This window comes from Rummeliibacillus sp. TYF-LIM-RU47, assembly GCF_008638315.1.
GTDB lineage: Bacteria > Bacillota > Bacilli > Bacillales_A > Planococcaceae > Rummeliibacillus > Rummeliibacillus stabekisii.
In genome coordinates this window covers 1-26,140 of sequence record NZ_VVIR01000003.1, presented here as the reverse complement: position 1 = coordinate 26,140, position 26,140 = coordinate 1, and the positions used below count along the sequence as shown (strand labels likewise).

Below are 26,140 nucleotides of genomic sequence, written 5' to 3'. Positions count from 1 at the left end.
AGGGCATGCTTAATGGATGTAGAAGGTCTCCCGCACGAACCTATCAAGAATGTAAAATCCCAATCAGACTTAACGGAAACAGTAAGTAGATAAGGTGTTTTATTAACCAAAAGCCGGTTTGGGGTAGGGAAATACATAGAATATTATTAACTAGCAAAGGAGTTTAGATTTGTGGAATTAAATGAACGAATGGCCCAAAAGAGATTCTGGATCCTTGTGATCATTGTGTCGATTTCTGGGTTCTCACAAGGCATGCTGATGCCGCTCATCTCTGTTATTTTTGAACAGGACGGTGTATCATCGTCCATAAATGGATTAAATGCAACGGGTCTTTATATCGGAACACTACTTATTGCACCATTTGTCGAGCAGCCGCTTAGAAAATTTGGCTACAAGCCAATTATTATTATAGGCGGTGCACTCGTTTTTAGTAGTTTGTTATTATTTCCTTTTTGGAAGAATGTATGGTTTTGGTTTATCCTACGATTGCTAATCGGCATTGGAGATCATTCTCTCCATTATTCAACCCAAACATGGATTACAAGCTCTGCACCTGCTAATCGCTTAGGTAAAAATATTGCCATATATGGCTTGTCATTTGGGATTGGTTTTGCAGTTGGTCCTTTCTTTGTACCGCTTACGAAGATTTCTGAAGCATTTCCATTCATCTTATCATCGATTCTTTGTTTAATTGCATGGTCATTTATTTTCTTTGTGAAAAACGAAAAACCAGAGCCTATTCAAACAAAAGAAAACGGAAAGATGCTCAAACGATATGCCGTTACTTTAAAGTATGCTTGGGTCGCATTTTTGCCACCGCTTTGCTATGGCTTTTTAGAATCTACATTGAATTCCTTATTTCCTGTCTATGCATTAAGAAAGGAAATAGACGTATCAATGGTTTCTGTTATATTGGCGGCCTTCTCCATCGGAGGCATCCTCACACAATTCCCGCTAGGCACGCTTGGAGACAAAATCGGCCGGCGGAAGGTAGTGTTAATGGCCTTTTTAGGAGGCGGCTTATTCTTTGGGGTAGGCAGTTTCTTGGAATCCAATAGTATACTTGTAGCAGTTTGTTTCTTTTTAGCGGGTACGTTTGTCGGGTCCATCTTCTCTCTTGGTATTTCCTACATGAGTGATTTGACACCGCGAGAACTGTTACCAACTGGGAACTTACTCTGCAGTATTTTCTTTAGCTTCGGTAGTTTGTCCGGTCCACTCTTCGGAGGTATCTATCTGCAATATGTGCATTTTAGCTTCTTACTGCTCATATCTATTATTTTGCTGCTCATTTTTACAGTTAGTGCTGTATTTGGAAAAGAGCAAAAGAAAGAGGAACTGGTATAGGAGAGTTCTTTTATCTGGTGAAAAAGGTGAAGTAGTTTAAATGGTTCATATAAAGTCTGTTTGTTTATACATCTTCGATTCCTCGCGTTTTCAATGTACATGGATTATAAGCATGGATCGATTCTGGGCTATCTACTGATGACTGTTGCTATGTCGTTCAATCTAGCATAATAAAAGGCTCCAACCATCGTGATTCGATGTTGGAGCCTTTTTTCATTTCTGCTTTCGATTTGTACAAACAGCTAATTAGTATGCAATCCAGCCGCCGTCAGCAGCGATAATTTGTCCATTTACAAAGCTTGATTCATCAGAACCTAAGAAAACAGCTAGTTGTGCAATTTCCTCTGGTTTACCTGTCCGTGGCATTGTACCTGAGCCAGTCATTTGACGACCCATACCAAATTGAGACACATTTGTCATAGATGAACCGATGTTTGTTTCCACGCCACCCGGAGCGATTCCGTTGCAGCGGATGCCTGAAAGAGCATACATATAGGCAGTATTTTTTGTAAGCCCCGTAACAGCATGTTTAGAAGCCGTATAGGCAGCGCCTGCACGTGCACCTTGTAATCCGCCTGCTGAAATATTGTTCACAATGACGCCGTGTCCTTGTTCTAAGAAGATGTTTGTTGCGATGCGCATTGCACGCATAACGCCTGTCGTATTAACAGCAAATACGCGATCCCATTTTTCATCTGAGATTTCACCAACTGGTTCCATGCCGTCCATGATGCCTGCGTTGTTAACTAAGATATCTAACTTGCCAAATTCTTTTTTAGTTTCTGCGAATAACTGTTCTAAATCTGCTAATTCAGCAACATTCGTTCTGTTGGCGATGGCTGTACCGCCAGTTGCATTAATTGCCTCAGCCACAGCTTGAGCACCTTCAAAATTGTAGTCAGAAACAACTACTTTAGCACCTTCTTTTGCGTAATGCTCTGCAATTGCCTTACCCATACCAGAAGCCGCACCTGTGACGATCGCTACTTTATCCATTAATCTCATTCTAAACATCCTCCCCTTAATCTTATTTTACAACTGTTCAATAAAATAATAATATTGAATCATAGCAGCTTCAATAAACAAAAAAATTCAAAACGTACAATATTGAACAGAAAACGTAAAAGTGTTTGATAAAGGGGAAATGCTAGATGAATAAAAATGATTTGCGTGTATTAAAAACAAAGCAAAGTATACATTTAGCTTTAATTAAACTGCTTAAAAAGAAACCTTTAACACATATCAAGGTCACTGAGCTTTGCAGAGAAGCAAATATAAATCGAGGGACATTCTATTTTCATTACCAAGAGGTAGGGGGTGTGTTTAAAGAATTTTATGAAGAGATTATGGTAGATTTAAAAGAATCCTACCAAGCACCTTATCTCCATACGAATTTTCTTGACGTAGCAAATTTGGATCCTAAAACAGTTCGGATTTTTCATCATATAAAAAAATATGAGGATTTTTATAAGATAGTATTTTCTCAAGATGTCTCCACACATTATTATTTCATGTTATTTGATGAAATACGTTCTATTTGTATAGAAGATCAGAATACGCTTCAACAATATGGAGAATTGAACGATTATTTATATTCTTACTCGGCGAATGCAATTATGGGCTTGATCATAGAGTGGCACCGCCATGACTTTAAAGATTCTGCTGACGACATGAATGTACATCTAATCAATATCCTTAAATTAAGAGAAGCCTGAATGAAAAAACGCAAAAAAGAAAAGGCGTAACATAGGTTAGGCCTTTTTCTTTTTGCCGTCTAATCTAATCATAGCAGCTATTTCAATGTCAGTAGTGTGACGGATTCAACGTGTGCTATCATTTAAGGTTTCTACGTTTCGAAGAGTATCCTGATTTTTACAACACCATTTATTTATAGACTTGATCAACTCGGTCCTTAAAAATAATGGTCGATTTCATACCTTTAGAAATGTAATGTTACACATGAACTCTTTTAATAAATAGACTAACAATTAAACCAATAATCGCCACGATAATCGCAAAGATAAAGGCATCTTGAACTCCTGAAGTGAAAGCAAGTAATTTATTTAGTGGGTTTGTTGCATCTGTTACGTTTTTTAGATACTTTTCAGTTCCAGAAGATAAAATAGAAATCGCTACCGCCGTACCAATTGCACCGGCGACTTGTTGAAGTGTGTTCATGATTGCCGTTCCATCAGGATAAAGCTCACGTGGTAATTCGTTTAAACCGTTTGTTTGAGCTGGCATCATGATCATCGAAACACCAATCATCATGCAGATATGCATAGCAATCAAGAATCCAGAAGATGTATCTAAATCAATCGTTGAAAAGCCAATTAAGGAACCTGTGACTATAATAATGCCAAGGATAACTAACCATTTCGGTCCGAATTTATCAAATAAGCTACCCATAACAGGTGACAATAACCCGTTTACAATTCCACCTGGTAATAGCAGAAGTCCTGCAGCAAACGTACCTAAAGCTAGCGAATTTTGCAAATACAGTGGCAATACAATCATTGAAGAAAGAATAACCATCATACATATTAGTACGAGTATTAACCCAACAACAAACATAGGGTATTTGAATACACGAAGTTTTAACATTGGTTGTTCCATTTTTGTTTGGCGAATGCAAAAGAGCAGTAACCCAATTACACCAACAATAATAGCAGTAATTACAGTTGAATCTCCCCAACCACCATCACCTGCAATACTAAAACCATAAACCACCCCACCAAATCCAATTGTTGATAAAATAATGGATAAGATATCAATTTTAGGCTTCATTGGTATTGAAACATTTTGCATATACACTATTCCAAAAACAAGGGCGATCATTAGAACCGGTAAAGAAAACCAGAAAATATAATGCTATGTAAGTGTTTTTAAAATCAACCCAGAAAGTGTTGGGCCAACAGCGGGAGAAAAGGAAATAACAAGACCCATTAATCCCATGATTTTACCCCTTTTATAGGGTGGAACAATTAATAAAATGGTATTAAACATGAGAGGTAACATTAATGCCGTACCCATTGCTTGAACTACACGCGCCAACATTAAGAAAGCGAATGTTGGGGCAATAGCAGCTATAAATGTTCCGATAATAGATAATGTAATGGAAACAATAAACAATTGCCTTGTTGTAAACCATTGTAATATTAAACCAGAAACAGGAACAAGAATCCCTAAAGTTAATAAATAGCCAGTTGTAAGCCATTGAACGGTAGTCTCATGAATATTAAAGTCTACAATTAAAGTACCTAATGCCATATTTAAAGCTGTTTCGCTAAATAAACCAATAAATCCAGCAATCAAAAAAGAGACGATAATGGGAACTACTTTATATTGCTCCGATTCCTCGTCCTTTGTTTGATTCATTTGAGCATCGATATTCATTTTTTGCCTCCTTTTAGTTTGTGAATGTATTATTAGAATACTATATAAATCTAACTATATGGCAAGTATGATTGAAAGAAATTATGTTAGTTATTCTTCTTTCCAATCCCCAGTTTATTAAGCAAGCACTATAATTGCCACAATATAAAATTCCTAAGCTGCTTATTTCATCGATTGTATTCAAAAGAGGCCTACAGAAACGATTCTGCAGGTCATATTTTTTATTTGGAAGCTTCGAAAAAGGGTTCTTCAAATAAATCGCGAAACACTCTCGTCTTCACGTAATTGCCAGAATATATTTTATTGTTGGTTCAGCCCATCAAATATTTTAATCCCGTGTAAAAATAAGCTCCTAGGCAAAAAAAACCCCCGAACCTTTAGTCCGAGGGCACATACAAAACACCACAATATTGGAGACAAGACAAGCTATTTCAATGTCAGCAATGTCACGGACTCAACATGCGCCGTTTGTGGGAACATATCCAATGGTTGAATATATTCTACGTTGTAGACTTTCATTAATTCCTGCAGATCTTTTGCTAATGTAGATGGGTTGCAGGATGTGTAAACAATTCGCTTTGGCTTTACTTGTAGCAATGTGTTGATAAGGCTTGGCGCTAATCCTGTACGCGGTGGATCGACTGTTAAAACATCTGGTATGAAGCCTTCTTTTTGCCAGATGTCCAGCCATTTTTCTGCTGTGCCTGCCACATATTTTGTATGCGTGAAACCATGCTTTTTCGCATTTTTTTTCGCATCCTCAATGCTTTCAGGGATGATATCCATGCCGCGCACTTCTTTGGCCTGATCTGCAAGCCAAAGACCAATAGTACCAACGCCACAATAAGCATCTACAATCTTTTCCTTGCCTGTAAGCCCTGCTGCTTGTTTGATTTCATTATACAGATGTACTGTTTGGCTTGGGTTTAGTTGGAAGAATGCGCGTGCTGAAAGGTCAAAAGCAAGCTCACCCAGTTCTTCGTGAATTGTATCTTGCCCATAAAGAGTAATCGTTTGATCACCGAATATAAGGGAAGTTTGGTCGTTGTTGATATTTTGAACAATCGACACAATCGATTCGTCTATTCCTTTTAATTTTTCAAGGAGTACTTCTTTATTTGGGAAATTTTTGCGTGCCGTGATAAGGACAAGTTGAATTTCTCCCGTTTGAAGACCTACCCGCACAACTATTGTTCTGACAATGCCTTTATGTGTTTTGCTATTGTACACAGGGATATCGAGTTCTTCAATAATCTTCTTTGCTTTATTCGTGATAGCAGTAGTTCTAGTATCTTGGACAAGGCAATCGTCAATATCGAGTAGCTTATGACTGTTTTCCGTATAAAGTCCAGCAGCTACATGGCTACCGATTTTACGAACTTGAAATTGGCTTTTATTCCGGTAATGCCATGGATCACTCATACCGATTGTTTTTCTGATGTCTACCTGCTTCGCGCTATTTTTCACATACTTATGCAGAGCTTGTACAATGACATCTCGCTTTGCCTTCAGCTGGTCTCCATATTTCATGTGCTGTAATTGGCATCCACCGCATAAATCATACACTGGGCATGGTGGTGTTTGTCTTGCTTTTGACTGTTTATGAATTTTGATGATTTTAGCTTCGGCAAAATTGCGGTTGATTTTAGTTAGTTCGGCATAAATGTCTTCGCCGGGCAAAGCACCTTTAACAAAAACAACATTGCGTTTATAGTAGCCGATACCTTCACCATTAATGCCTAATCGTTTTATCGAAAGCGGGATTCGTTGTCCCAGCTTCATTATCGTCGCTTGTTGATTCAAGAATTACACGTCCTTTTTTCGCTTCATTCCTCATTATAACGAAAATAGACGCAGCAGCAAAGAATCAAGAAGCATCCTTTTTCTTGTCTTTTGAAGAGGAGCCAGTACCAGAGTTCATCAAATTGTTGATGGATTCAAAACGGTAGCCTTTTTTCTTAGCGTCTTTAATAAATCGTGGCAGTGCTTCAGCGTTATCAGGTGAAACGGTATGCATTAATATAATTGCGCCTGGATGCATTTGAGACATCAAGTTATCGTATGAATATTTCCAGCCTTGTGGTTGATCCTTAAGCCAGTCTTTAAATGCGACAGACCAGAAAATATGACGATATCCTGCCTCATTTCCGACCCGCAATAACTCTTCACTAAATACTCCTTCAGGCGGTCTTGCATATACCGTACGCTCTACATCTGTAATTTCAGCGAGCTTTTTATCAAAATTAGCCCATTCGTCTTTCATTTGTTGTTCAGTTAGACGAGCCATATTCGGGTGCTTATCTGAATGGTTGCCGATTTCATGACCTTCTTTTACCATACGTTTAACTAGCGGTGTTGCGCTCGATAAGTAATGGCCTGTTAAGAAGAATGTGCCTTGTATATTTTCTTTTTTCAATGTATCTAAAATGGATGCTGTATAGCCATTTTCATAACCACAGTCAAATGTCAGATACATAATTTTTTCTTCTGGGCTGCCTTTATAGACAGCATCATATTTTTTGAGTAGTGCATCATACTCTGCACCAGCTTCTGTAGGAACTTCATTTGTTGTTTTTTTAAATCCCCAACCATATTCTTTTGCAAATGCATCAAACGGATTTGTTGTGATGCCTGTTGCTAAAATAGTGGCTGCAATGGCAATGCCGGCGAGATGTTGTTTAAACATTTTTCACGCATCCTTTCTTTTTGTGTTAGCTTGTGTGGAATACCGCGAATTATGCAGTTAGGGATAATTGTTTTTAAACGAAGTCTTGTTATACTTATATAATGGAGGTGGACCGAATGTCTCGTGTAATTACAAAAATAAGCGCCCAAAAAAGGAACCAAGAGCGTTATAATATATTTCTTAATGAAGAATATGCATTTAGCGTGGACGAGGGTATTCTTATTCAATATGGTCTGACAAAAGGAAAGGTACTCGATTCATTAACGGTTGAGGAAATTGCATTCGACGATGAAATTCAACGAGCTTTCAATCGATCACTTTCCTATTTGAGTTATCAAATGCGCAGCGAACATGAAGTCCGCCAAAAATTGAAGGGTTTAGAATTTGGAGATGCGGTGATCCAAGAAGCACTGCAAAAGCTAAAAAAGCTTGGCTTCTTAAATGATGAAAGCTACTCCAGGGCTTTAGTCGAAACAAAAAAGAAAACAGCCAAAAAAGGGCCAAGAGCGATTAAGATGGACCTGAAAAAAAGGGGCATCGAAGAAAATCTGCAGCAGAGAGTAATCGATGAATTTTCTGAAGATGAGCAAGCCAAGATTGCTAAACAGCTGGCGGAAAAGGTTGTGCGAAGTGAGCATCGCAAGACACCCGTCCAAATTAAGCAAAAAATACAGGATTTGCTACTGCGCAAAGGCTACTCCTATTCAATTTGCGAAAGAGTAATCGAGCAACTGGATTTATCCAAAGAAGATGAAGAATGGCAAGATATGATAGAACTGCAAGGTGAAAAGGCGTGGAAGAAATACGCCTCAAAATATACAGGATACGAATTGCATATGCGGGTGAAACAAGCTCTATATCAAAAAGGTTTCCCTGCAGATGTGATTGATGATTTTATTGAACAAAAGGAGCAGGACAATGGAGAAGAAATTTAGCGAAATGAACCCTACTGAATTACGGGAAACAATTGCCACACTAAAAGAAAAAGCAAGAAAAGCGGAGCAGCTCGGTATTCTAAATGAGTTTGCTGTGTATGAACGGAAAGCATTAGTGGCACAGTCGTATTTGTTAAACCCAGAAGATTTTAAATCAGATGAGATGTATCGGATTGCAAACGACCCAGGGATGTTCTTTAAGGTCGATTATTTAAAAGGTGTGTATGCATGGGGCTATCGCTTAGGCGGTAATCATTATGAAGAAGCCCTTCCGATTGCTATGCTAACACCTGTAAAGGAGAGCTAAAAAGATGGAACGAATTATCAATGAATTAGTTGCAAAACTGCAAGAGAAAAATCCGAAAATATCAGAGGAGAAAGCGCGTGTTTGGGTGGAACTTCTTTGGTCTGATTTTGAAGCCACCTATGCTAAAGCAGGCTACGACTATCAAGGAGCTGAAATGTCGGAGAAAATCATCTCGCAATGGATAGACAGCTACGGTAGCCAGTTAAATGAATTTGTAGCTCGTAATCCAAAATATGCGCACCTTTTAAATGAAGAATAGATTTTTGGCTAAAATGGACATGTTAAACTATTGCTTAGGTTGTCCGTTTATACAAAAAGAATGACCGTTTCTTTTATAGAAACGGTCATTTTGATGGCCTTTTAACGGATGCCTTCTGATTTTACTACTAATTTTTTCTGTAGTTTGTCTTCGCTGAAAATCCAACCTGTAAAGGATTTGACGATGGTTAGATCTTTTGTCAGATGTGCGATTGCAACAAATGGATAATAATTATTGCTGCGATACCTCAGATCTATGAGACGTACTTCTGTTTTCCCATCACCCAATTGGTTGACCTCCCACCGATAGAGCGGAGAGAAAGAGACAAACGTTTTAAAATTCGGGTCTTCCAATACTTTATGGAAAAGTGGCGTATCCGGCAATGGTTCAATTTTAAATTTGTCGTAAATGGTAATTGAACGCCCATAAGCACGTCCCACATAGTGATGTGTAGCAGAATTGGCTGCTACTCTATATTGGAAGAAACGTGACGTAGGCGATAAAATAATTCTCTTAGCATCAGGTATTGTATTATGGACCGCTTTCTTGACTGATCGTTGAAGAAAGAAACGTACCACATAATAGATAAATACCACACTATACAAAGAAAACATGGTAGGTACTGGATTCGCACCGAACGCCCAAAACATTAAGGCGATCACATGCAAGGCGAAAATAATAGGATCAAACGTATTAATCCAGCCAAGTGCTACCCATCGCTTAGAGAAGGGGCGTAGTGCCTGTGTACCATACGCATTGAAAATATCTACAAACACATGTAAAAAGACTGCAAGGAATGTCCAAAGCCAGAGATGCAAAAAATTAGTATGCGGGAATACTAAAAAAAAGACAGACGAAATTAAAATTGGCCATAATAGAACCGCTGGAATGGAGTGTGTAATTCCTCGGTGATGGCGTATATATATAGCATTGCTACGCAATTTCAAAACAGTATCAATATCAGGGGCTTGGGAACCAATAATTACGCTGGTAATGACGGCCATAGAAGTGGACGAGCTGCCGGCCACAACTGGGTCTACCATAGCCAAGCCACCTAGCGCAATCCCCATTACTAGATGTGTTCCAGAATCCAAAATGATCAACTCCTTATAACATGGGAGTATTGCTTATACTTACTGTTTACCCTTTTAGGCAACAGTTTACACTATAATGCCCACTTTGTATGTGAATTAAAAATGAATTAAAAAGGTGGAAAATATGAATTTTCATTATCAATATAAAAAACAATTCCAAGAAGCATTAGTTCAATGGTTTATTCGAGAAAAAAGAGATTTGCCTTGGAGACATACGCATGATCCGTACAAAATATGGGTGTCAGAAGTTATGCTTCAGCAAACAAGAGTAGATACTGTCATTCCTTATTACAATCGTTTTATCGAAGAATTTCCTACTCCGGAGGATTTAGCGCAAGCACCTGAAGAAAAACTATTAAAGCAATGGGAAGGTCTTGGTTATTATTCGAGAGCTAGAAATCTACAAGCAGGCGTCAGAGAGGTTGTAGAAAAATATAGTAGTACAGTGCCTGACAATCGCCCGGAAATTATCAAATTAAAAGGTGTTGGCCCTTATACCGCGGGTGCCATTCTAAGTATTGCCTATAATAAAGCCGAACATGCAGTCGATGGCAATGTAATGCGCGTGCTCAGCAGAGTTCTTTTGATTAAAGAAGATATCGCTTTACCTAAAACGAAAAAAATATTTGAACAAGCCGTTATGGAATTAATTGATCCAGCGTATCCTTCTGAATTCAACCAAGGGTTAATGGAATTAGGAGCGCTGATTTGTACGCCAACTTCACCCAAATGCCTCCTTTGCCCGGTACGCGAATTTTGCACTGCTTTCCAGGAAGGTCGTCCAGAAGAATTGCCGATTAAAACAAAAAAAACGAAAATGAAAGACCTTTTTTATGATGTGTTTGTTGTGCAAAATGAAAAGAAACAGTTCTTATTAGAAAAAAGACCTGGTAAAGGTCTGCTTGCAAACATGTGGCAATTCCCAATGATAGAAAAGTCAACAACTCCAAAAACAAGTGAAGGATCCCTAGCAGACACCTACAATGTTGAACTTGTAAACCGCGAAAATTTATTGTCCTTCAAGCATATTTTTTCACATTTAACATGGAATATGGAGAGTTACTATTTGAATGTAGAACAGAACGGACAACCGACAGAATCCAGCGTTTGGTTTACAGAGGAAGAAATAAAAGCACTGCCACTGCCTGTACCTATGCAAAAGATTTGGGCTGCATGGAAAGAAACAGAAGCAAAACATTAAAATGCTTAAATTTTACCTTGTACACAGTTTATTCTCCTAGTGAATATTAGTGTGGGTCGCTTGCGGAATTTAATAACCATTGTATAAAAAACATCATACTGCACAACTTATAGTCGTGGAGGTGATTACATTGAGAAAAAAATTCAACGGCGAAACAGATGTTCAAGGTGTGAAAAAATTAAACCAACAAGCTGAAGCTAAAAAGCAACAAGCTTCTGGGCGTCTTGCGGGGCAAAACACTGAGGAGTTTGGTGCTGAGACAGATGTTCAAGCTGTCAAAAAGCAAAACCAACAAGCTGAACGCGCTAAGCAGCAAGCTTCTGGTCTTTATGGACAAAACAATCCAAATCAAAATCAATAGCTTTTAACAAACAAATTGGTGGAGGTTTATCCTTCACCAGTTTTTTTGCTACACGTTTTTGGCGAGGATTGTTATAATGTTACAAAAGAACGCTCATAAGGGGTGTTTGAAAGGTGGTCTTTCAATGGCAATTCCGTCAGAAGGGGAAATCATACAAATACATAGTTATAAACACAACGGCAAGATCCACCGAGTTTGGCAGGAAACGATGGTATTAAAGGCTACTAAAAATATCGTAATCGGTGCGAATGATAAAACATTAGTCATTGAGTCAGATGGGCGTACATGGGTCACCCGGGAACCGTCCATATGTTATTTCCATGCAGAGCATTGGTTTAATATTATTTGTATGTTAAGGGAAGATGGAGTATATTACTATTGTAATATGAGCTCACCATTTGTATTTGACCATAATGCTGTAAAGTATATTGATTATGATTTGGATATCAAAGTATTCTCGGACATGTCATATACACTACTTGATGAGGATGAGTATGAGCAGCATAAAAAGGCAATGGGCTATCCACTAGTGATAGACCATATCCTTAAATCCAATGTTGACAAATTAATCAGCTGGATAGATAAACGTAAAGGGCCATTTGCGCCAGACTTTATTGAAGCGTGGACAAGCCGCTATAAGTTCCAAAAAGAACTGCATAATCCTAAGTAGCTTTAGCTTGTCTTAAACGCAATGCAAAAATTGAAAAGGAGTTGCCCGGCGGATCAGGGCAGCTTTTTTTCGTTTGAAAGGAACGTGATGTGAATGGGCAGTATGAAACGCTATTTGCGCTTCGTTAAACCATATAGAGTGAATATATTTGTCACTTTTATACTCGGAGTTATTAAATTTGCTATACCACTTTTTACTCCAGTGCTTATTAAAATTGTCATAGACGATATTATAGGCGCGAAAGACCTCTCGACTGAAATGAAAACAAAGGAACTGTTTTATTGGCTTGGCGGTACCGCAATTCTTTTCTTCATAATTCGTCCGCCAATTGAGTACTATCGTCAATATTTAGCTCAAAAATTAAGTAATAATATTTTGTACGATATTCGCCAAAAATTATATGTTCACCTGCAAAAGTTGGGTTTAAAATTCTATTCCAATAATCGGGTAGGAGACGTCATTTCTCGAACAATCAATGATGTCGAGCAAACAAAAGAATTTGTCATGACTGGGTTAATGAATGTGTGGATTGACTTATCTACCATTATTATTGCCATCGTTGTCATGATGAAATTGGATGTAAAGTTAACGCTTGTATCTTTAATCGCCTTTCCATTCTACGCGATTAGTGTACGGTATTTCTTTAGCCGTCTGCGTTCACTAACAAGGGAAAGATCAAAGGCATTGGCAGGTGTTCAAAGTTACCTGCATGAGCGTGTTCAAGGCATGAATATTATTAAAAGCTTTACATTAGAAAAACATGAACAAAAGATATTCAGCGGTACAAACGGAGAATTCTTAAACAAAGCATTAGACCAAACAAGATGGAATGCGAAGACCTTTGCAGTAGTTAATACGATTACAGGAATTGCTCCATTAATTGTTATCGGCTTTGCAGGCTATGAAGTAATTAATGGACATCTTTCTGTCGGTACGATGGCTGCTTTTGTTGCTTATATAGATAGCTTGTACAATCCATTGCGTCGATTAGTTAATTCATCCACAACATTAACACAAGCCGTTGCATCAATGGACCGCATGTTTGAGCTTTTTGATCAAACCTATGAAGTAGAAGATGCGAAGGATGCTAAACCATTACCACAGGTAAAGGGTAAAATTGAATTCGACCATGTGTCTTTCCGCTATAATGATGACGGGCAAGATGTACTGAAAAATGTTAACTTTGACATTGTTCCGGGCCAAACGGTAGCGCTTGTCGGTATGAGTGGCGGTGGTAAGTCCACGATCATCAGCTTGATTCCTCGTTTTTATGATGTCCAAAAGGGCGCTGTAAAAATCGATGGGGTGGATATTCGGAAAACGACACTCCTATCATTGCGTTCCCAAATCGGTATTGTTATGCAGGATAATATATTGTTTAGCGATTCTGTGAAAGCGAATATCTTAATGGGTAATCCAGATGCGTCAGACGAGGAAGTCGTTGAAGCGGCCAAAGCCGCCAATGCCCATGAATTTATATTGTCTCTTCCTGAGGGGTATGATACAAAAGTGGGCGAAAGAGGCGTAAAACTATCCGGCGGACAAAAACAACGGATTGCCATCGCGAGAGTGTTCTTAAAGAACCCGCCTATCCTTATTTTGGATGAAGCTACTTCTGCCCTTGACCTAGAAAGTGAAGCATTGATTCAAGAATCTCTTGACAGGCTAGCGCATAATCGTACAACGGTTATCGTGGCGCACCGTCTATCTACGATTACACATGCAGATCAGATTTTAGTCATTGATCATGGAGAGTTGAAAGAACAAGGCACCCATCAAGAACTTCTAGAAAAACAGGATGGAATTTATCATAACTTGTTCCATATCCAAACATTAGAATAACGTTCAATCGGCCTCCATTTTTGATAAGGCCTTAGACTGTAGACAAACTCATGGGTTTAGAGTTTGCCTGCAGTCTTTTTTTATAGAATCACCACTAAAACTGTTGATTTCCGTTACGAGCGAACGCTTTCCGGGAGGCACAACTTCAGCTGCTTCCTTCGCTCCGTCCAGGGTCTTCAGCTCGTGCTGATCTCCCAGGAGTCGCCGCTCTCCTCTCCAATCAACAAGTGTCTTCTACTACTCGATGAGGTGATAGATATGATGAGAAAAATCAAGTCAACGAACGTGAACAGATAGAGATTTTGACCATTGAGCAGACGCAAAGTAAAAGCAAACAAAAGATGATCAGCGGAATATTTGGCTGGACTACCTGGACGTTGCAGAAGACTTGAGATACTACTATGAGATCCAAGCTATCTATGAGAAACGGAAAGAAAAGGTTGAACGTATCGTTTCAGGTGCGAAAGAGAATTGGAATACAAGTACAACCCTGAGGGGCCTTAAAGACTTGTCCATACCTTCAAAGAAGACACCTAGTTGATTGGAGTGCATGGCGGCGACTCCAGGGGGATCAGCGCAGCGCGAAGACCCCGCAGGAGCAACGCGACGAGGAGGCTAAGGGCAAGCCCCCGGAAAGCGTCCGCCAGGAACGGAAATCAACGTTGATTTCTCCTCTGCTGATTTAGAAGCAGAAAACACAGAAGGGGTTAGAGTCATTTCGATTTCCAACCATTCTCTTCACAGTCTGCGGCCTCCATTTTGTGGAGGCCTTTTTGTATACAGTCGAAAATGAGTGTCTAATCTCATATGTATAGGAATCTAGCAGAAGCTCAAAAGTAAAAATACTATTGACAAAATATTATGATTAATAGATAATTCAGAAATATATTGCAATTAATTATGCAATACGACCTAAAACAGTTTAGGGTACCTTTAATCACTCTATTAAGTTTTAGAGCGAGGAAGGAACGAGCTTTTAAGCGCATATATATAAAATAGAAGATAAGACTCTTGAGGGAGTGATGGGATGGAACGGAAGGAGCTATTACAGGTTAAGGGTTTAGAAACAACATTCTTTACAGAGGATGGAGCAATTCCTGCAGTTGATAACATTGATTTTTCGCTAAGGGAAGGTGAAATTCTTGGCATAGTAGGAGAATCAGGCTGCGGCAAAAGCGTAACGTCCCTTTCTATTATGGGGCTTGTACCATCACCGCCAGGAAAGGTCACAAACGGTGAAATTCTCTTAGAAGGCACGGATTTAGCAAAGTTTTCGGATAAAGAAATGCGAAAAATTAGAGGGAAAGAAGTAGCGATGATTTTCCAAGAGCCTATGACATCGTTGAATCCCCTTTTTACAATAGGTAATCAATTAACGGAAGCCATTTTGATTCACAATAAAAAATGGTCCAAGAAAAAAGCAGAAGAACGTGCCATTGAAATGATGAAGTTAGTGGGGCTTCCCCGTTCGGAAGAGCTGTTGAAAGAATATCCCCACCAATTATCAGGAGGAATGCGGCAAAGGGTCATGATTGCAATGGCTTTAGTTTGCGATCCAAAAATCTTGATAGCAGATGAACCTACAACTGCACTGGATGTCACGATACAAGCCCAAATCCTCCAGCTTATGAGGGATTTAAATAAACGGCTTAATACAGCTGTTATGCTAATCACGCATGATTTAGGCGTAGTGGCTGAAACGTGTGAAAGAGTTGTGGTTATGTATAGCGGGCAAATTGTGGAGGAAGGGCCTGTTGATTTGATCTTTAAGGATCCACAGCATCCCTATACAAAAGGATTAATCCAATCTGTACCTGATATGAGGTTTAAGAAAGATCGCTTATATTCCATTCGAGGAAATGTTCCAAAACCCGGAAGCATTAAGCAGGGTTGCCGTTTTGCTGCACGCTGCGAATGGGCGCATGAACGCTGCTTACAGGAGAACCCTCCTCTCTATCAGACAGGTGAGCACCATAAGACAAGATGCTTTTTAGTAAGCGGCAAGGAGGCACACATTGATGACAGAGCCATTGTTGAAAGTAAATAACTTAAAAAAGTATTTTCCTATTCGCAAAGGAATCCTAGGCAAAGAACAAGGAAACGTCAAAGCCGTAGATGATGTGTCGTTTTATGTATATGAGGGAGAAACCTTAGGCATAGTAGGAGAATCCGGCTGCGGGAAATCCACTACAGGGCGAATGATTATGAAACTGCTTGATCCGACAGAGGGCTCCATTGAGTTTGAAGGAAAAGATTTAACAAAACTATCGAATGCTGAGATGAGAAAGGCGCGCCGTGAAATTCAAATGGTCTTCCAGGATCCTTTTGCATCACTTAATCCGCGGCACACTATTGGCAAAATACTAGAAGAGCCTTTGATCGTCCATGGATTAGGCAATGCCAAGGAACGAAAGAAAAAGGTGCTCGAACTCTTAGAAATCGTAGGGTTATCAAGTTATCACGCCAATCGTTATCCGCATCAGTTTAGTGGTGGGCAAAGGCAACGAATCGGCATCGCTCGAGCACTTATGACCAATCCGAAGCTCATTATTGCAGATGAGCCTGTTTCAGCACTAGACGTATCGATTCAAGCACAAGTATTAAATCTTATGCAAGATTTGCAAAAAGATTTAAAGCTTACTTATATATTTATCGCGCATGATTTGGGGGTTGTACGGCATATCAGTGATCGAGTGGGTGTGATGTATTTAGGAAAGATGGTTGAACTCGCTGTAAGCGAAAAGCTTTATGCCAATCCGCTTCACCCATATGCAAAGGGCCTGCTTTCTGCAGTACCTGTACCTGATCCAGATTTCAAGCGAGAGCATGTATTGTTATCGGGCGATATTCCAAGCCCCTCTAATCCACCGAAAGGGTGTACTTTCCATACAAGATGTCCTTTCAAGATGGAGCAATGTACCTCAATTGTTCCAACATTAGTAGAAGTTGAAGAAGGTCATTCTGTAGCCTGCCATCTATATGACGAAGGCTATGTTAATGATAAATAAAAAGGGAAATTGGGGGTTATTCAATGAGAAAAAGGAAATTATTATCTTTCGGCGTATTGTTGATCGTGTTCCTTTCGACCATCCTTGCAGCTTGCGGGTCAAACAGCAAAGAAGGTGGAAGCGGGGATACGGGCAAAAGCGGCAATGAAAAAGAGAAAACATTGATTTTTGGGCGCGGGGGAGATTCCGTATCGCTTGACCCGATTGCAGTAACAGATGGCGAATCCTATAAAGTAACGAAAAATATTTTTGAAACACTGATTGAATTCGGGGAGCAAGATACTACACTACATCCCGGTCTTGCGACAAAATGGGAAGCCTCTAAAGATGGCTTGACTTATACATTGGATTTACAAGAAGGCGTTAAATTTCATGACGGCACTGATTTCAATGCAGAGGCAGTTGTGAAAAACTTTGAACGCTGGATGAACGGGAATGCAGATAAATTCCCTTACTTCATTTCTATGTTTGGCGGCTTTAAAGGCGACAAGGATGCTGTCATCAAAGAAGTAAAAGCTGATGGAGATTATAAAGTAGTATTTACGCTAAATAAACCTCAGGCACCATTCTTGAAAAACTTAGCAATGAGCTCATTCGGTATTGCGAGCCCAACAGCATTTGAAAAAGAAGGTGATAAATTTGGTGATAACCCTGTAGGTACAGGACCATTCAAATTTGTTTCTTGGAAACGCAATGATTCTATTACAATCGAAAAAAATAAAGAGTATTGGAAAGATGGCGAACCTAAATTAGATAAAGTTGTCTTCCGTACGTACCCTGATAACTCAGCTCGTTTGAATGCATTAAATACAGGTGAGATTGATTTGGCAGATGGCATTAATCCATCTGATGCTGCTTCCATCAAGGGCAACAATCAATTGCAAGTTTTTGAACGTCCATCTATGAACGTTGGATACCTTGGATTAACAGTTACTAGACCTCCTTTTGACAATGTAAAAGTGCGTCAAGCTGTTAACTATGCAATCGATAAGAAAGCAATCATCGATGCATTTTTCGAAGGTCAAGCTGAAGTGGCGAAAAACCCAATGCCACCGTCAATTGAAGGCTACAACGATGATGTGAAGGAATATACGTATGATCCTAAAAAAGCGAAAGAATTGTTAAAAGAAGCTGGCTATGATGGCAAACAAATCGAATTATGGGCAATGCCAGTACCACGTCCTTACATGCCGGATGGCCAAAAAGTGGCTGAAGCAATCCAAAAGAATCTGGAAGATGTAGGCATGAAAGCAAAAATCGTAACGTATGAATGGGCTACTTATTTAGATAAAGCATCTAAAGGAGAAGCAGATGCGTTCTTGCTAGGTTGGACCGGCGACAATGGAGACCCGGATAACTTCCTATACACATTGCTAGATGAAAGCAATATCGGAAGCAACAACTATACGTACTTTAAAAATAGCGAAACGCATAAAATAATGCTTGAAGCACAAAAAGAAACAGATCAGGAAAAACGTAATGAATTGTACAAAAAGGCACAAGACATTATTGCAGAACAAGCGCCATGGGTACCGCTTGCACACTCAACACCATTATTAGCGGGCAAAGCTGATCTTGAAGGCTTCAAGCCGCACCCAACGGGATCTGATCTATTATCTCAAGTTGATTTTAAATAATACAAAATGGCATTTTGAAAGAGTAAACTCACCTTCCCTTCTGTTAATGGAAGGTGAGTTTTTATAAATCAGCCATGACAACATGATAAAGAGGTGAGGATATGCTTCGGTATATAGGCAGAAGGCTGCTACAATTAATCCCTGTTTTGCTCGGAATGACATTTATCGTATTTTTAATAATCCGCGCAATTCCTGGTGATCCTGCCCAAGTGATATTAGGCCAACAAGCAACAAAAGAAGCCGTTGCTGCATTGCGAGCAAGCCTAGGATTGGACAACCCATGGTATATACAGTATTTCCACTACTTAGGTGATTTGATAACGGGCAATTTAGGTGAGTCAATGCGTACCAAAACACCAGTAGCCGACGAATTATGGCCATACTTAGCTGCAACGCTGGAATTATCCCTATGCGCTATGATTTTAGCCGTAATCATAGGCGTCAATGCAGGTATTATTTCAGCTTGGTTCCAAAATTCTTGGTTCGATTACGCAGCAATGATCATTGCATTGATTGGTGTGTCTATGCCAATTTTCTGGCTAGGATTAATGGGACAATGGATTTTCGGCATTCAATTAGACTTTTTACCAACTTCAGGACGTGAAGACCCTCGTAACCCGGTCAATCCGATTACATCCTTGTATATTATTGATACCTTGATTCAGGGGCGTTTTGATCAGTTTATAGTGGTCATTCAGCATTTAATTCTGCCAGCTTTTGCTTTAGCGACCATTCCAATGGCGATTATTGCACGGATGACACGCTCAAGCATGCTTGAAGTAATGCGTTCTGATTATGTACGTACGGCTCGTTCAAAAGGACAAAAAATGTTTTTTGTTGTCTACAAACATGCGTTAAAAAATGCCATTATTCCTGTATTGACAGTAATTGGTCTACAAACAGGTCTCTTGCTTGGGGGCGCGATTTTAACGGAGACTATCTTCAGCTGGCCAGGAATCGGAAGGTATATCTATGACGCCATCGGATTCCGTGATTATCCAGTGATACAGTCAGGTATTCTTATTGTAGCGTTTATATTTATAATGATTAATTTAGTTGTGGACATTCTGTATAGCATTATTGATCCGCGAATCAAATACAACTAAGAAGGAGGCGTATTTTATGACTCAAATAGCGCCTAATGCAGCGCCAAATACCAACGAACCAGTCGACCAAACAGTAGGCCCATGGAAAGAAGCATGGCGAAGCTTTAGAAAAAACAAAATAGCAGTCGTTGGTGCCATCATTGTCGTGTTCTTTATTTTACTTGCCTTTATCGGTCCACTGATCGTATCGCAGGGAATAAACGAACAACAATTGAGCCAGCGCCTGCAAGCTCCATCTGCAGATCATTGGTTTGGCACAGATGACTTCGGACGAGATATCTTTTCACGTGTGGTGCATGGTGCAAGGCTTTCACTTATGGTTGGTTTCTTATCAGTTATTGGCTCTGTCATTGTCGGCAGTCTATTAGGCATCATTGCCGGCTATTATGGACGGTTTGTTGATACTGTTATTTCCCGCCTTTTTGATATTATTCTAGCATTTCCTAGTATTCTATTAGCCATTGCAATCGTTTCTATTTTAGGACCATCTTTAAAAAATGCCCTAATCGCTATTGGCATTATCAATATACCGAACTTCGGCCGATTAATTCGCTCAAAGGTATTGAGCGTGAAGCAAGAGGAATATATAACAGCGGCAAAAGCAATTGGGATGAGTGATAAACGACTTCTATTCTCCCATGTATTGCCGAATTCAATGACACCTGTTATTGTTCAGGGTACGCTTGCTATTGCTTCTGCAATTATCGAAGCAGCAGCCCTCGGTTTCCTTGGACTTGGCGCACAAGCCCCTCAGCCGGAATGGGGGAAAATGCTTGCAGATGCAAGGATTTACCTCATCAATGCTCCATGGACTATGATTTTCCCAGGTCTTGCCATTATGCTGACAGTTCTAGGCTTCAATTTAATGGGGGATGGCTTACGCGATGCGCTAGACCCAAAAATGAAAAACTAAAAAAGAAGTGGTTCAGCAGATTATGCTAACCACTTCTTTTTTTGTTGTTTATTCTATACGGTTATCAAGCTCCACTTTCAAAAGCTCATCTGCATGGTGATTTTGATAGGCCATAATAATCGTATCCAACTGCTCAAGGTTTTCTTCGTAATCTAATATGCGGGACAAAATGTGAAGCAGGTGGTAGCTTGAAAATTCTTCATCACCCTCATCGGCATGAGCAAAGACAATGTGCTTCGCAAAGATGTCCATTACTTCATTGCGCTGTAAATACTCTTCTTGTCCCACCCATGTTGTCGGTTCAGACTTTAATTTACCCGAATATTTCAAGAAGAGCTGTTCATGATACGTTAATAAGTAATCCAATCTTTCTTGAATGATAATACGAAATCTCTCAGGAAGATTGGCGATTTCATTTTCATGAAGATGCAATCGATTTAGTACTTCTATACTTTTTAATGTGGTCGCAATCATCTGGCGATAGACCACAAGCTTTCTAGCTTTAATATATTTGCTTTTGCCTATATGTGCACGCTCTTCTTTAAATAAATAGTATAAAGAATTAATGCGCTCATAGCGTTGTTTCAGCCCGCGCAATGATTGTTTCGTAGAAGAGTGCTCAGATGCTTGGCGCACTGCTAACCGAATCCAACGAATGATATCATCTTGTACGATATTAATGGCAGAAAAGAGCCGTGTTTCGTATCGCGGAGGAAGAAAAATTAAATTGACAATAAAAGCGGCAAATACGCCAACCATTACGGTAGCAAATCGAATGAGTGCAAAGGTGATAAAATTTGCGCCTTGGGCCTCCATGATGACAATCATCGTGACCAAGGCAAGGGAGATGCTGCTTTCCAACTTAAGTCTAATCATTAACGCTAAGGTGACGATTGCTGCCAACCCGACGGCTACATACTCATGGCCAAAGATGAAAACAAAAAGGACAGCTATGACTGCACCAATAATATTCCCTTGTATTTGTTCAATAATTGTACGATAAGACCGGTAAAGTGATGGCTGCATCGCAAAGATAGCCGCAATACCTGCAAATATGGGAGTTGGGCAATGCAAGGCTTTGGCCACATACAGTGCAGTGATTATTGCCAATCCAGTTTTTAAAATACGGGCACCTAATTTCATTTGAAGTTAGTTCCCTCTCTTTCTTTACGTTATTAAATAAATAATCCATTCCTGATGTTCAAGTTTTCTTCTTCCCCTAACTCATACCCGCCAAAAGATATTGAAAATCAAAACGTGTCCTTATTAAAGGTTATGCAGATATGAACAGAACCAATCGGGCTTTCGAAATAAGCAGTTGAAAGCAAATTCATACTGCTCCTTAAAGCAGACAATTTATATCATCTTATTGTAGTCAAACTTTCTACAAAATACCATAGAAATTGTTACAATGAGAATAGAAAATATTATTAAAATCGGAGGGAATACAATGAACAATCTAGAAGGCAAGATCGCACCAGCTTTTACCTTGAAAGATGAAAGCGGAAATATGGTCTCACTGGAAGCGTTTAAAGGAGAAAAATCAGTGGTACTTTATTTTTATCCGAAAGACATGACACCGGGATGTACCACAGAGGCATGTGATTTCCGAGACGCACATCAAGATTTCTCGGATTTAGATGTAGTTATACTTGGTGTCAGTCCAGATAACGAAGGAAAACATTCGAAGTTTATTGAAAAACACGGCCTTCCATTTTCCTTGCTTGTAGATGAAGATCACACAGTTGCAGAAAAGTATGGCGTGTGGAAGTTAAAGAAAATGTATGGCAAAGAGTATATGGGCATCGAGCGTTCTACCTTCTTTATTAACAAAGAGGGGATTATTGAGAAAGAATGGCGCAAAGTCCGTGTTAAAAACCATATCGAAGACGTATTAAATACTATAAGCGGCAAAGGGGAATAGATTATGAACATTTATTTTACATTCGATCCACGGCCTGATTTAAAGGAAGACTTAGTAAAGAGCTTTCCAGACCAAGAATTTGTCTTTCAAAACCGAATTGACGATGGCCTGAAAAACGCAGATATAGTAGTAACTTATGGTGAAGACCTGACGGAAAAACATGTTGATGAAGCAGAACACTTACAATGGATTATGGTGTGCTCAGCAGGTTTGGAAAAAATGCCTCTTAAAGAAATTGCAGAGAAGGGGATTGTTGTTTCCAATGTACGCGGCATACATAAAACGCCAATGGCAGAGTCGGTACTTGCTCATCTTTTAAGCTATCATCGATCACTACCTTGGATATACGAAAAACAAAAACAGCGGGAATGGAGCCGTAAGCATAAATCTACGGAAATTCAAGGCACTACAGCACTCATACTTGGTCCAGGTGCGATAGGCGGGGAAATTGGCAGGTTATTACAAGCCTTTGGAGTCAAGACAATCGGGTGCAACCGTTCTGGTCATACAGCAGCCTATATGGATGAAATGGTTGATTTTGCGAACCTAGAATCAGTGCTGCCACAAGTGGATACGGTCATTTCTGTTCTGCCAAGCACGGAAGAAACGCATTATCTGCTTAAAGACAACCATTTTAAAGCAATGAAAGATACCGCTTTATTTATGAATTTTGGACGTGGTGATTTGGTTGAAACGGATGTGTTGAAAAGAGCCTTGGAGCAAAAAGAAATAGCTTATGCAGTCTGTGATGTGTTTGAAGATGAACCATTGCCGGAAGACCATCCTTTCTGGACGATGGATAATATAACTGTTTCGCCCCATATCTCAAGCCAATCATCCCGCTATCTTGAGAGAAGCATGGAGATCTTCAAGCCAAATCTAGAAAAGTGGCTAAAAGGAGAGCAGGACGTTACAAATAAGATTGATCCATTGAAAGGATATTAACGTTTTGAACGCGCTTTGAGAATAGCCGAAATAGGATTCGACAGTTAGAAATATTGACAATTGCATCTCACTTTAAGTAAACTATTTATAACGATTATAAATAAATAATACTTATGAAGTGAGGTGCATGGCGATGTCCGACACACAACTTAAGAGCGCGCTAGACACGTTAAAGACTACCGGCGTAAGGATTACTCCTCAACGTCATGCGATTTTAGAATATTTGATAGAGACGATGTCGCATCCTACTGCCGATGACATTTATAAAGCATTAGAGCATAAATTCCCTAATATGAGTGTAGCAACTGTATATAATAATTTACGTGTATTTCGTGAATCAGGACTTGTTAGAGAATTGACTTATGGTGATAATGCAAGCCGTTTTGATTTTGTGACGACAAAGCATTATCACATTATTTGTGAGTCATGCGGCAAGATTGTGGATTTTCATTATCCTGGCCTTGATGAAGTGGAGCATTTAGCTGCACACGTGACAGGATTCAAAGTGAATTCCCATCGTTTAGAAGTCTACGGCACATGCCCAGACTGCGAAGAAAAAGCAACAAAATTACAATAGAACGATAAGTGGAATGCTGCACCTCAATCGCGTGCGGCTTTTTTTTATTCCTGTAAGGGAAAATCTCGAGTGTCGTTTCACTTTAAAGAGTGCAATATGGTAGACTATTAAAATAAATAGAAGAAAACCCCTGTTCCATTGGAAACAAGGGTTGTCTAATTAAAGCTCAGGTTTATGGCCATGTTTTGACTTGTTGTTATAATCTTGGTCGAACTCTTTACCTTCTAATGACTTGTCTATTGTTAAAGGTTCACTACAGAACATGCACATATCGACGCGGCCCAACATCTTTGTATGTTTATGGCAACTAGGGCATTCAACCATCACGGCTTGGGTAGATAAAAAACCAATCCATGCATAGACGACTGTGCTTCCTATAATACACAGTATACCGAGTGTCATAAAAATGATAACGAGCCAAAGATGTTCTTTAAATATAATGGCGCCATACATAATTATAAAACCGGCAAAGATTAGCATAAGAGCGAACGAACGGATTTTATTGATTTTACTTTTATAAGGTTTTTTATTGGATGTCATTTTACAAGCCTCCTAACGTCAAGGATACTAAAATCCTACATGTAAGGCAATATGATTTGGTAATACAAGGAGGAATATGAATGAATGATGTCGAATTAAACTATAACTTTTCTGAGGAGGATTTTTTATGGAGCAGTTACTTCGTCCAATCTACCAGGAACGCGCAAGTAGGCCAAACACACTCGGTGTTATTATAGTAGGAAAGAAAGAAGACGTAAGCCCGAAGACAGATACATTTGATACGATATTATTGATTATTACAAAAGAAAATAAGGTGCCTGTTTTCACCAAGCATTATACATTTGATGGCAAAAAAGCGGCAATGCATATTATTACAGAAAAGCAGCTGCATAAATGGCTACTAGTCGGTACAAACAAGAAGTTAATAGATTGGATTCTTTTCGGCAAAATTTTGTTTGATCGCAATGAGTATCTAACCAATCTAAAGCAAACGGTAAAGGATTTCCCGTTCTATGGAAGGAATATTAAGATGGGCATTGAGTTTGCTAAACTTGTTCGCCAGTATTTAGAAGGAAAAGTATGTTTTGAAAAAAACAATCATTTAGATGCTTATGATCATATGATAGAGTCATTGCATCATTTTGCTCGGTTAGCTATTTTGGATAAAGGATTATATCCAGAAATAACTGTGTGGTCTCAAGTTAAACTGATTGATGCAGAAATTTATAAACTATATAAAGAGTTGATTGGCAGTGATGAATCAATTGAAAAAAGGCTAGAGCTTTTGTTTTTAGCAAGTGAATTTCTAATTCACTCCCGCACGGCAGATGGAGCACGTCATATTTTAAATGTCATGGCTCAGCAAGATTTTTGGACAATTCAAGAGTTGCATGAACACGAAGAGCTGAAGAATTACTCAGTGGATCTTGAGGTATTTATAGAGTTCTTAATCAGCAAAGGTTTTATTCAGGTAGAAACGGTTGAAACAAAAGGCAATGGTCTATATCATAGACACTATAAGATTGACCCAACAACCATTTAATTGATTTTGGTCGTTTTTAAATTTATTTAGAAAACATGTTGACATTGTTTTGTATGTTATTGTATTATATTAATTGTCATTAAGAGATGACGAGATTACTTCACTAAAACTTGATAAAAACTTTTTCACAAAAGTTGTTGACAAGAAAAAATGAAGATGATAAGATAGATAAGTCGTTAAGGCGACAACAAAATGAACCTTGAAAACTGAACAAGCAAGATGTTAATCATTTAAACTTACTAACAACTGTTAGTTTTAAAGACATCATCGTAAAGATGATGCGCTAGTGAAATTTTGAGCAATCAAACACTTTTATGGAGAGTTTGATCCTGGCTCAGGACGAACGCTGGCGGCGTGCCTAATACATGCAAGTCGAGCGAATGACGAGG

Annotated in this window: 24 protein-coding genes, 1 rRNA gene and 1 pseudogene; 19 read left to right on the top strand and 7 right to left on the bottom strand. The window is 39.2% G+C overall.

Features of this window, described 5'->3' with window-relative positions; translation table 11 throughout:
• Nucleotides 1-189 precede the first annotated feature (189 nt).
• Nucleotides 190-1,347, top strand: a complete 1,158-nt coding sequence (locus F0527_RS12780) for an MFS transporter (RefSeq protein ID WP_150285282.1) — start codon at nucleotides 190-192, stop codon at nucleotides 1,345-1,347.
• A 246-nt stretch (nucleotides 1,348-1,593) separates the two neighbouring features.
• Here F0527_RS12780 and F0527_RS12775 read toward each other — a convergent pair whose 3' ends face one another.
• Complete coding sequence (locus F0527_RS12775) at nucleotides 1,594-2,352, bottom strand: SDR family oxidoreductase (RefSeq protein WP_150285159.1); 759 nt, start codon at nucleotides 2,350-2,352, stop codon at nucleotides 1,594-1,596.
• A gap of 146 nt (nucleotides 2,353-2,498) precedes the next feature.
• Between F0527_RS12775 and F0527_RS12770 the strand changes: the two genes are divergently transcribed.
• On the top strand, nucleotides 2,499-3,062 hold the full coding sequence (locus F0527_RS12770) for a TetR-like C-terminal domain-containing protein (RefSeq protein ID WP_150285158.1): 564 nt from the start codon (nucleotides 2,499-2,501) through the stop codon (nucleotides 3,060-3,062).
• 238 nt (nucleotides 3,063-3,300) lie between these two features.
• Here the strand turns inward: F0527_RS12770 and F0527_RS12765 are convergent.
• From F0527_RS12765 to F0527_RS12755, 3 genes and pseudogenes are all read right to left on the bottom strand, one after another.
• Nucleotides 3,301-4,725: pseudogene (locus tag F0527_RS12765) on the bottom strand (MDR family MFS transporter).
• A 444-nt stretch (nucleotides 4,726-5,169) separates the two neighbouring features.
• Complete coding sequence (rlmD, locus tag F0527_RS12760; protein ID WP_370454688.1) at nucleotides 5,170-6,525, bottom strand: 23S rRNA (uracil(1939)-C(5))-methyltransferase RlmD; 1,356 nt, start codon at nucleotides 6,523-6,525, stop codon at nucleotides 5,170-5,172.
• Nucleotides 6,526-6,610: 85 nt separating this feature from the next.
• Nucleotides 6,611-7,429 (bottom strand): polysaccharide deacetylase family protein, encoded by an 819-nt coding sequence (locus tag F0527_RS12755; RefSeq protein ID WP_147197193.1) that lies wholly within the window; start codon nucleotides 7,427-7,429, stop codon nucleotides 6,611-6,613.
• A 116-nt stretch (nucleotides 7,430-7,545) separates the two neighbouring features.
• Between F0527_RS12755 and recX the strand changes: the two genes are divergently transcribed.
• Genes recX through F0527_RS12740 form a run of 3 tightly spaced genes read left to right on the top strand, consistent with a single transcriptional unit; the run spans nucleotide 7,546 to nucleotide 8,930 of the window.
• On the top strand, nucleotides 7,546-8,364 hold the full coding sequence (gene recX / locus F0527_RS12750; protein ID WP_150285156.1) for a recombination regulator RecX: 819 nt from the start codon (nucleotides 7,546-7,548) through the stop codon (nucleotides 8,362-8,364).
• The gene (locus tag F0527_RS12745) at nucleotides 8,348-8,671 is read left to right on the top strand and encodes a YfhH family protein (RefSeq protein WP_223823603.1); all 324 of its coding nucleotides are present in this window, start codon (nucleotides 8,348-8,350) and stop codon (nucleotides 8,669-8,671) included. Before recX ends, F0527_RS12745 begins: the two co-directional genes overlap by 17 nt.
• A 4-nt stretch (nucleotides 8,672-8,675) precedes the next feature.
• Nucleotides 8,676-8,930 (top strand): YfhJ family protein, encoded by a 255-nt coding sequence (locus F0527_RS12740; RefSeq protein ID WP_150285155.1) that lies wholly within the window; start codon nucleotides 8,676-8,678, stop codon nucleotides 8,928-8,930.
• A gap of 101 nt (nucleotides 8,931-9,031) precedes the next feature.
• Here the strand turns inward: F0527_RS12740 and F0527_RS12735 are convergent, their stop codons facing one another.
• Entirely contained in the window at nucleotides 9,032-10,024 is a 993-nt protein-coding gene (locus tag F0527_RS12735; protein ID WP_150285154.1) for a metal-dependent hydrolase, read from the bottom strand.
• A gap of 124 nt (nucleotides 10,025-10,148) precedes the next feature.
• Between F0527_RS12735 and mutY the strand changes: the two genes are divergently transcribed.
• The 9 genes from mutY (at nucleotide 10,149) to F0527_RS12690 (ending at nucleotide 20,762) form a co-directional block, all read left to right on the top strand.
• Complete coding sequence (mutY, locus tag F0527_RS12730) at nucleotides 10,149-11,225, top strand: A/G-specific adenine glycosylase (RefSeq protein ID WP_150285153.1); 1,077 nt, start codon at nucleotides 10,149-10,151, stop codon at nucleotides 11,223-11,225.
• A gap of 130 nt (nucleotides 11,226-11,355) precedes the next feature.
• A complete protein-coding gene (locus tag F0527_RS12725) occupies nucleotides 11,356-11,586 on the top strand; it encodes a gamma-type small acid-soluble spore protein (RefSeq protein WP_066789721.1) in 231 nt (76 codons plus the stop codon).
• A gap of 124 nt (nucleotides 11,587-11,710) precedes the next feature.
• Entirely contained in the window at nucleotides 11,711-12,256 is a 546-nt protein-coding gene (ntdP, locus tag F0527_RS12720; protein ID WP_066789719.1) for a nucleoside tri-diphosphate phosphatase, read from the top strand.
• Between the two features lie 93 nt (nucleotides 12,257-12,349).
• On the top strand, nucleotides 12,350-14,098 hold the full coding sequence (locus F0527_RS12715) for an ABC transporter ATP-binding protein (protein WP_150285152.1): 1,749 nt from the start codon (nucleotides 12,350-12,352) through the stop codon (nucleotides 14,096-14,098).
• A gap of 1,027 nt (nucleotides 14,099-15,125) precedes the next feature.
• Nucleotides 15,126-16,145: an ABC transporter ATP-binding protein gene (locus F0527_RS12710; RefSeq protein ID WP_150285151.1), complete on the top strand. Its 1,020-nt coding sequence runs from the start codon at nucleotides 15,126-15,128 to the stop codon at nucleotides 16,143-16,145.
• On the top strand, nucleotides 16,117-17,106 hold the full coding sequence (locus F0527_RS12705) for an ABC transporter ATP-binding protein (protein WP_150285150.1): 990 nt from the start codon (nucleotides 16,117-16,119) through the stop codon (nucleotides 17,104-17,106). Before F0527_RS12710 ends, F0527_RS12705 begins: the two co-directional genes overlap by 29 nt.
• A 23-nt stretch (nucleotides 17,107-17,129) precedes the next feature.
• On the top strand, nucleotides 17,130-18,743 hold the full coding sequence (locus F0527_RS12700) for an ABC transporter substrate-binding protein (RefSeq protein WP_150285149.1): 1,614 nt from the start codon (nucleotides 17,130-17,132) through the stop codon (nucleotides 18,741-18,743).
• A gap of 101 nt (nucleotides 18,744-18,844) precedes the next feature.
• Nucleotides 18,845-19,849 (top strand): ABC transporter permease, encoded by a 1,005-nt coding sequence (locus tag F0527_RS12695; protein WP_150285148.1) that lies wholly within the window; start codon nucleotides 18,845-18,847, stop codon nucleotides 19,847-19,849.
• Nucleotides 19,850-19,865: 16 nt separating this feature from the next.
• Nucleotides 19,866-20,762, top strand: a complete 897-nt coding sequence (locus tag F0527_RS12690; RefSeq protein WP_066789699.1) for an ABC transporter permease — start codon at nucleotides 19,866-19,868, stop codon at nucleotides 20,760-20,762.
• 48 nt (nucleotides 20,763-20,810) lie between these two features.
• Here the strand turns inward: F0527_RS12690 and F0527_RS12685 are convergent, their stop codons facing one another.
• A complete protein-coding gene (locus tag F0527_RS12685) occupies nucleotides 20,811-21,905 on the bottom strand; it encodes an FUSC family protein (protein WP_066789697.1) in 1,095 nt (364 codons plus the stop codon).
• Nucleotides 21,906-22,212: 307 nt separating this feature from the next.
• On the opposite strand from F0527_RS12685, the gene bcp reads away from it, so the two are divergent.
• The 3 genes from bcp to perR all read left to right on the top strand — a co-directional run bounded on the left by bcp (nucleotide 22,213) and on the right by perR (nucleotide 24,208).
• A complete protein-coding gene (bcp, locus tag F0527_RS12680; RefSeq protein ID WP_150285147.1) occupies nucleotides 22,213-22,686 on the top strand; it encodes a thioredoxin-dependent thiol peroxidase in 474 nt (157 codons plus the stop codon).
• Between the two features lie 3 nt (nucleotides 22,687-22,689).
• Complete coding sequence (locus F0527_RS12675; RefSeq protein WP_150285146.1) at nucleotides 22,690-23,631, top strand: D-2-hydroxyacid dehydrogenase; 942 nt, start codon at nucleotides 22,690-22,692, stop codon at nucleotides 23,629-23,631.
• 133 nt (nucleotides 23,632-23,764) lie between these two features.
• Entirely contained in the window at nucleotides 23,765-24,208 is a 444-nt protein-coding gene (perR, locus tag F0527_RS12670; protein WP_184117575.1) for a peroxide-responsive transcriptional repressor PerR, read from the top strand.
• A 159-nt stretch (nucleotides 24,209-24,367) separates the two neighbouring features.
• Here the strand turns inward: perR and F0527_RS12665 are convergent, their stop codons facing one another.
• The gene (locus F0527_RS12665; RefSeq protein ID WP_066789689.1) at nucleotides 24,368-24,748 is read right to left on the bottom strand and encodes a YgzB family protein; all 381 of its coding nucleotides are present in this window, start codon (nucleotides 24,746-24,748) and stop codon (nucleotides 24,368-24,370) included.
• Between the two features lie 127 nt (nucleotides 24,749-24,875).
• Here F0527_RS12665 and F0527_RS12660 point away from each other — a divergent pair, with 127 nt between their 5' ends.
• Nucleotides 24,876-25,751: a nucleotidyltransferase-like protein gene (locus F0527_RS12660; protein ID WP_066789686.1), complete on the top strand. Its 876-nt coding sequence runs from the start codon at nucleotides 24,876-24,878 to the stop codon at nucleotides 25,749-25,751.
• 311 nt (nucleotides 25,752-26,062) lie between these two features.
• Nucleotides 26,063-26,140 (top strand): 16S ribosomal RNA (locus F0527_RS12655); the annotation flags it as partial.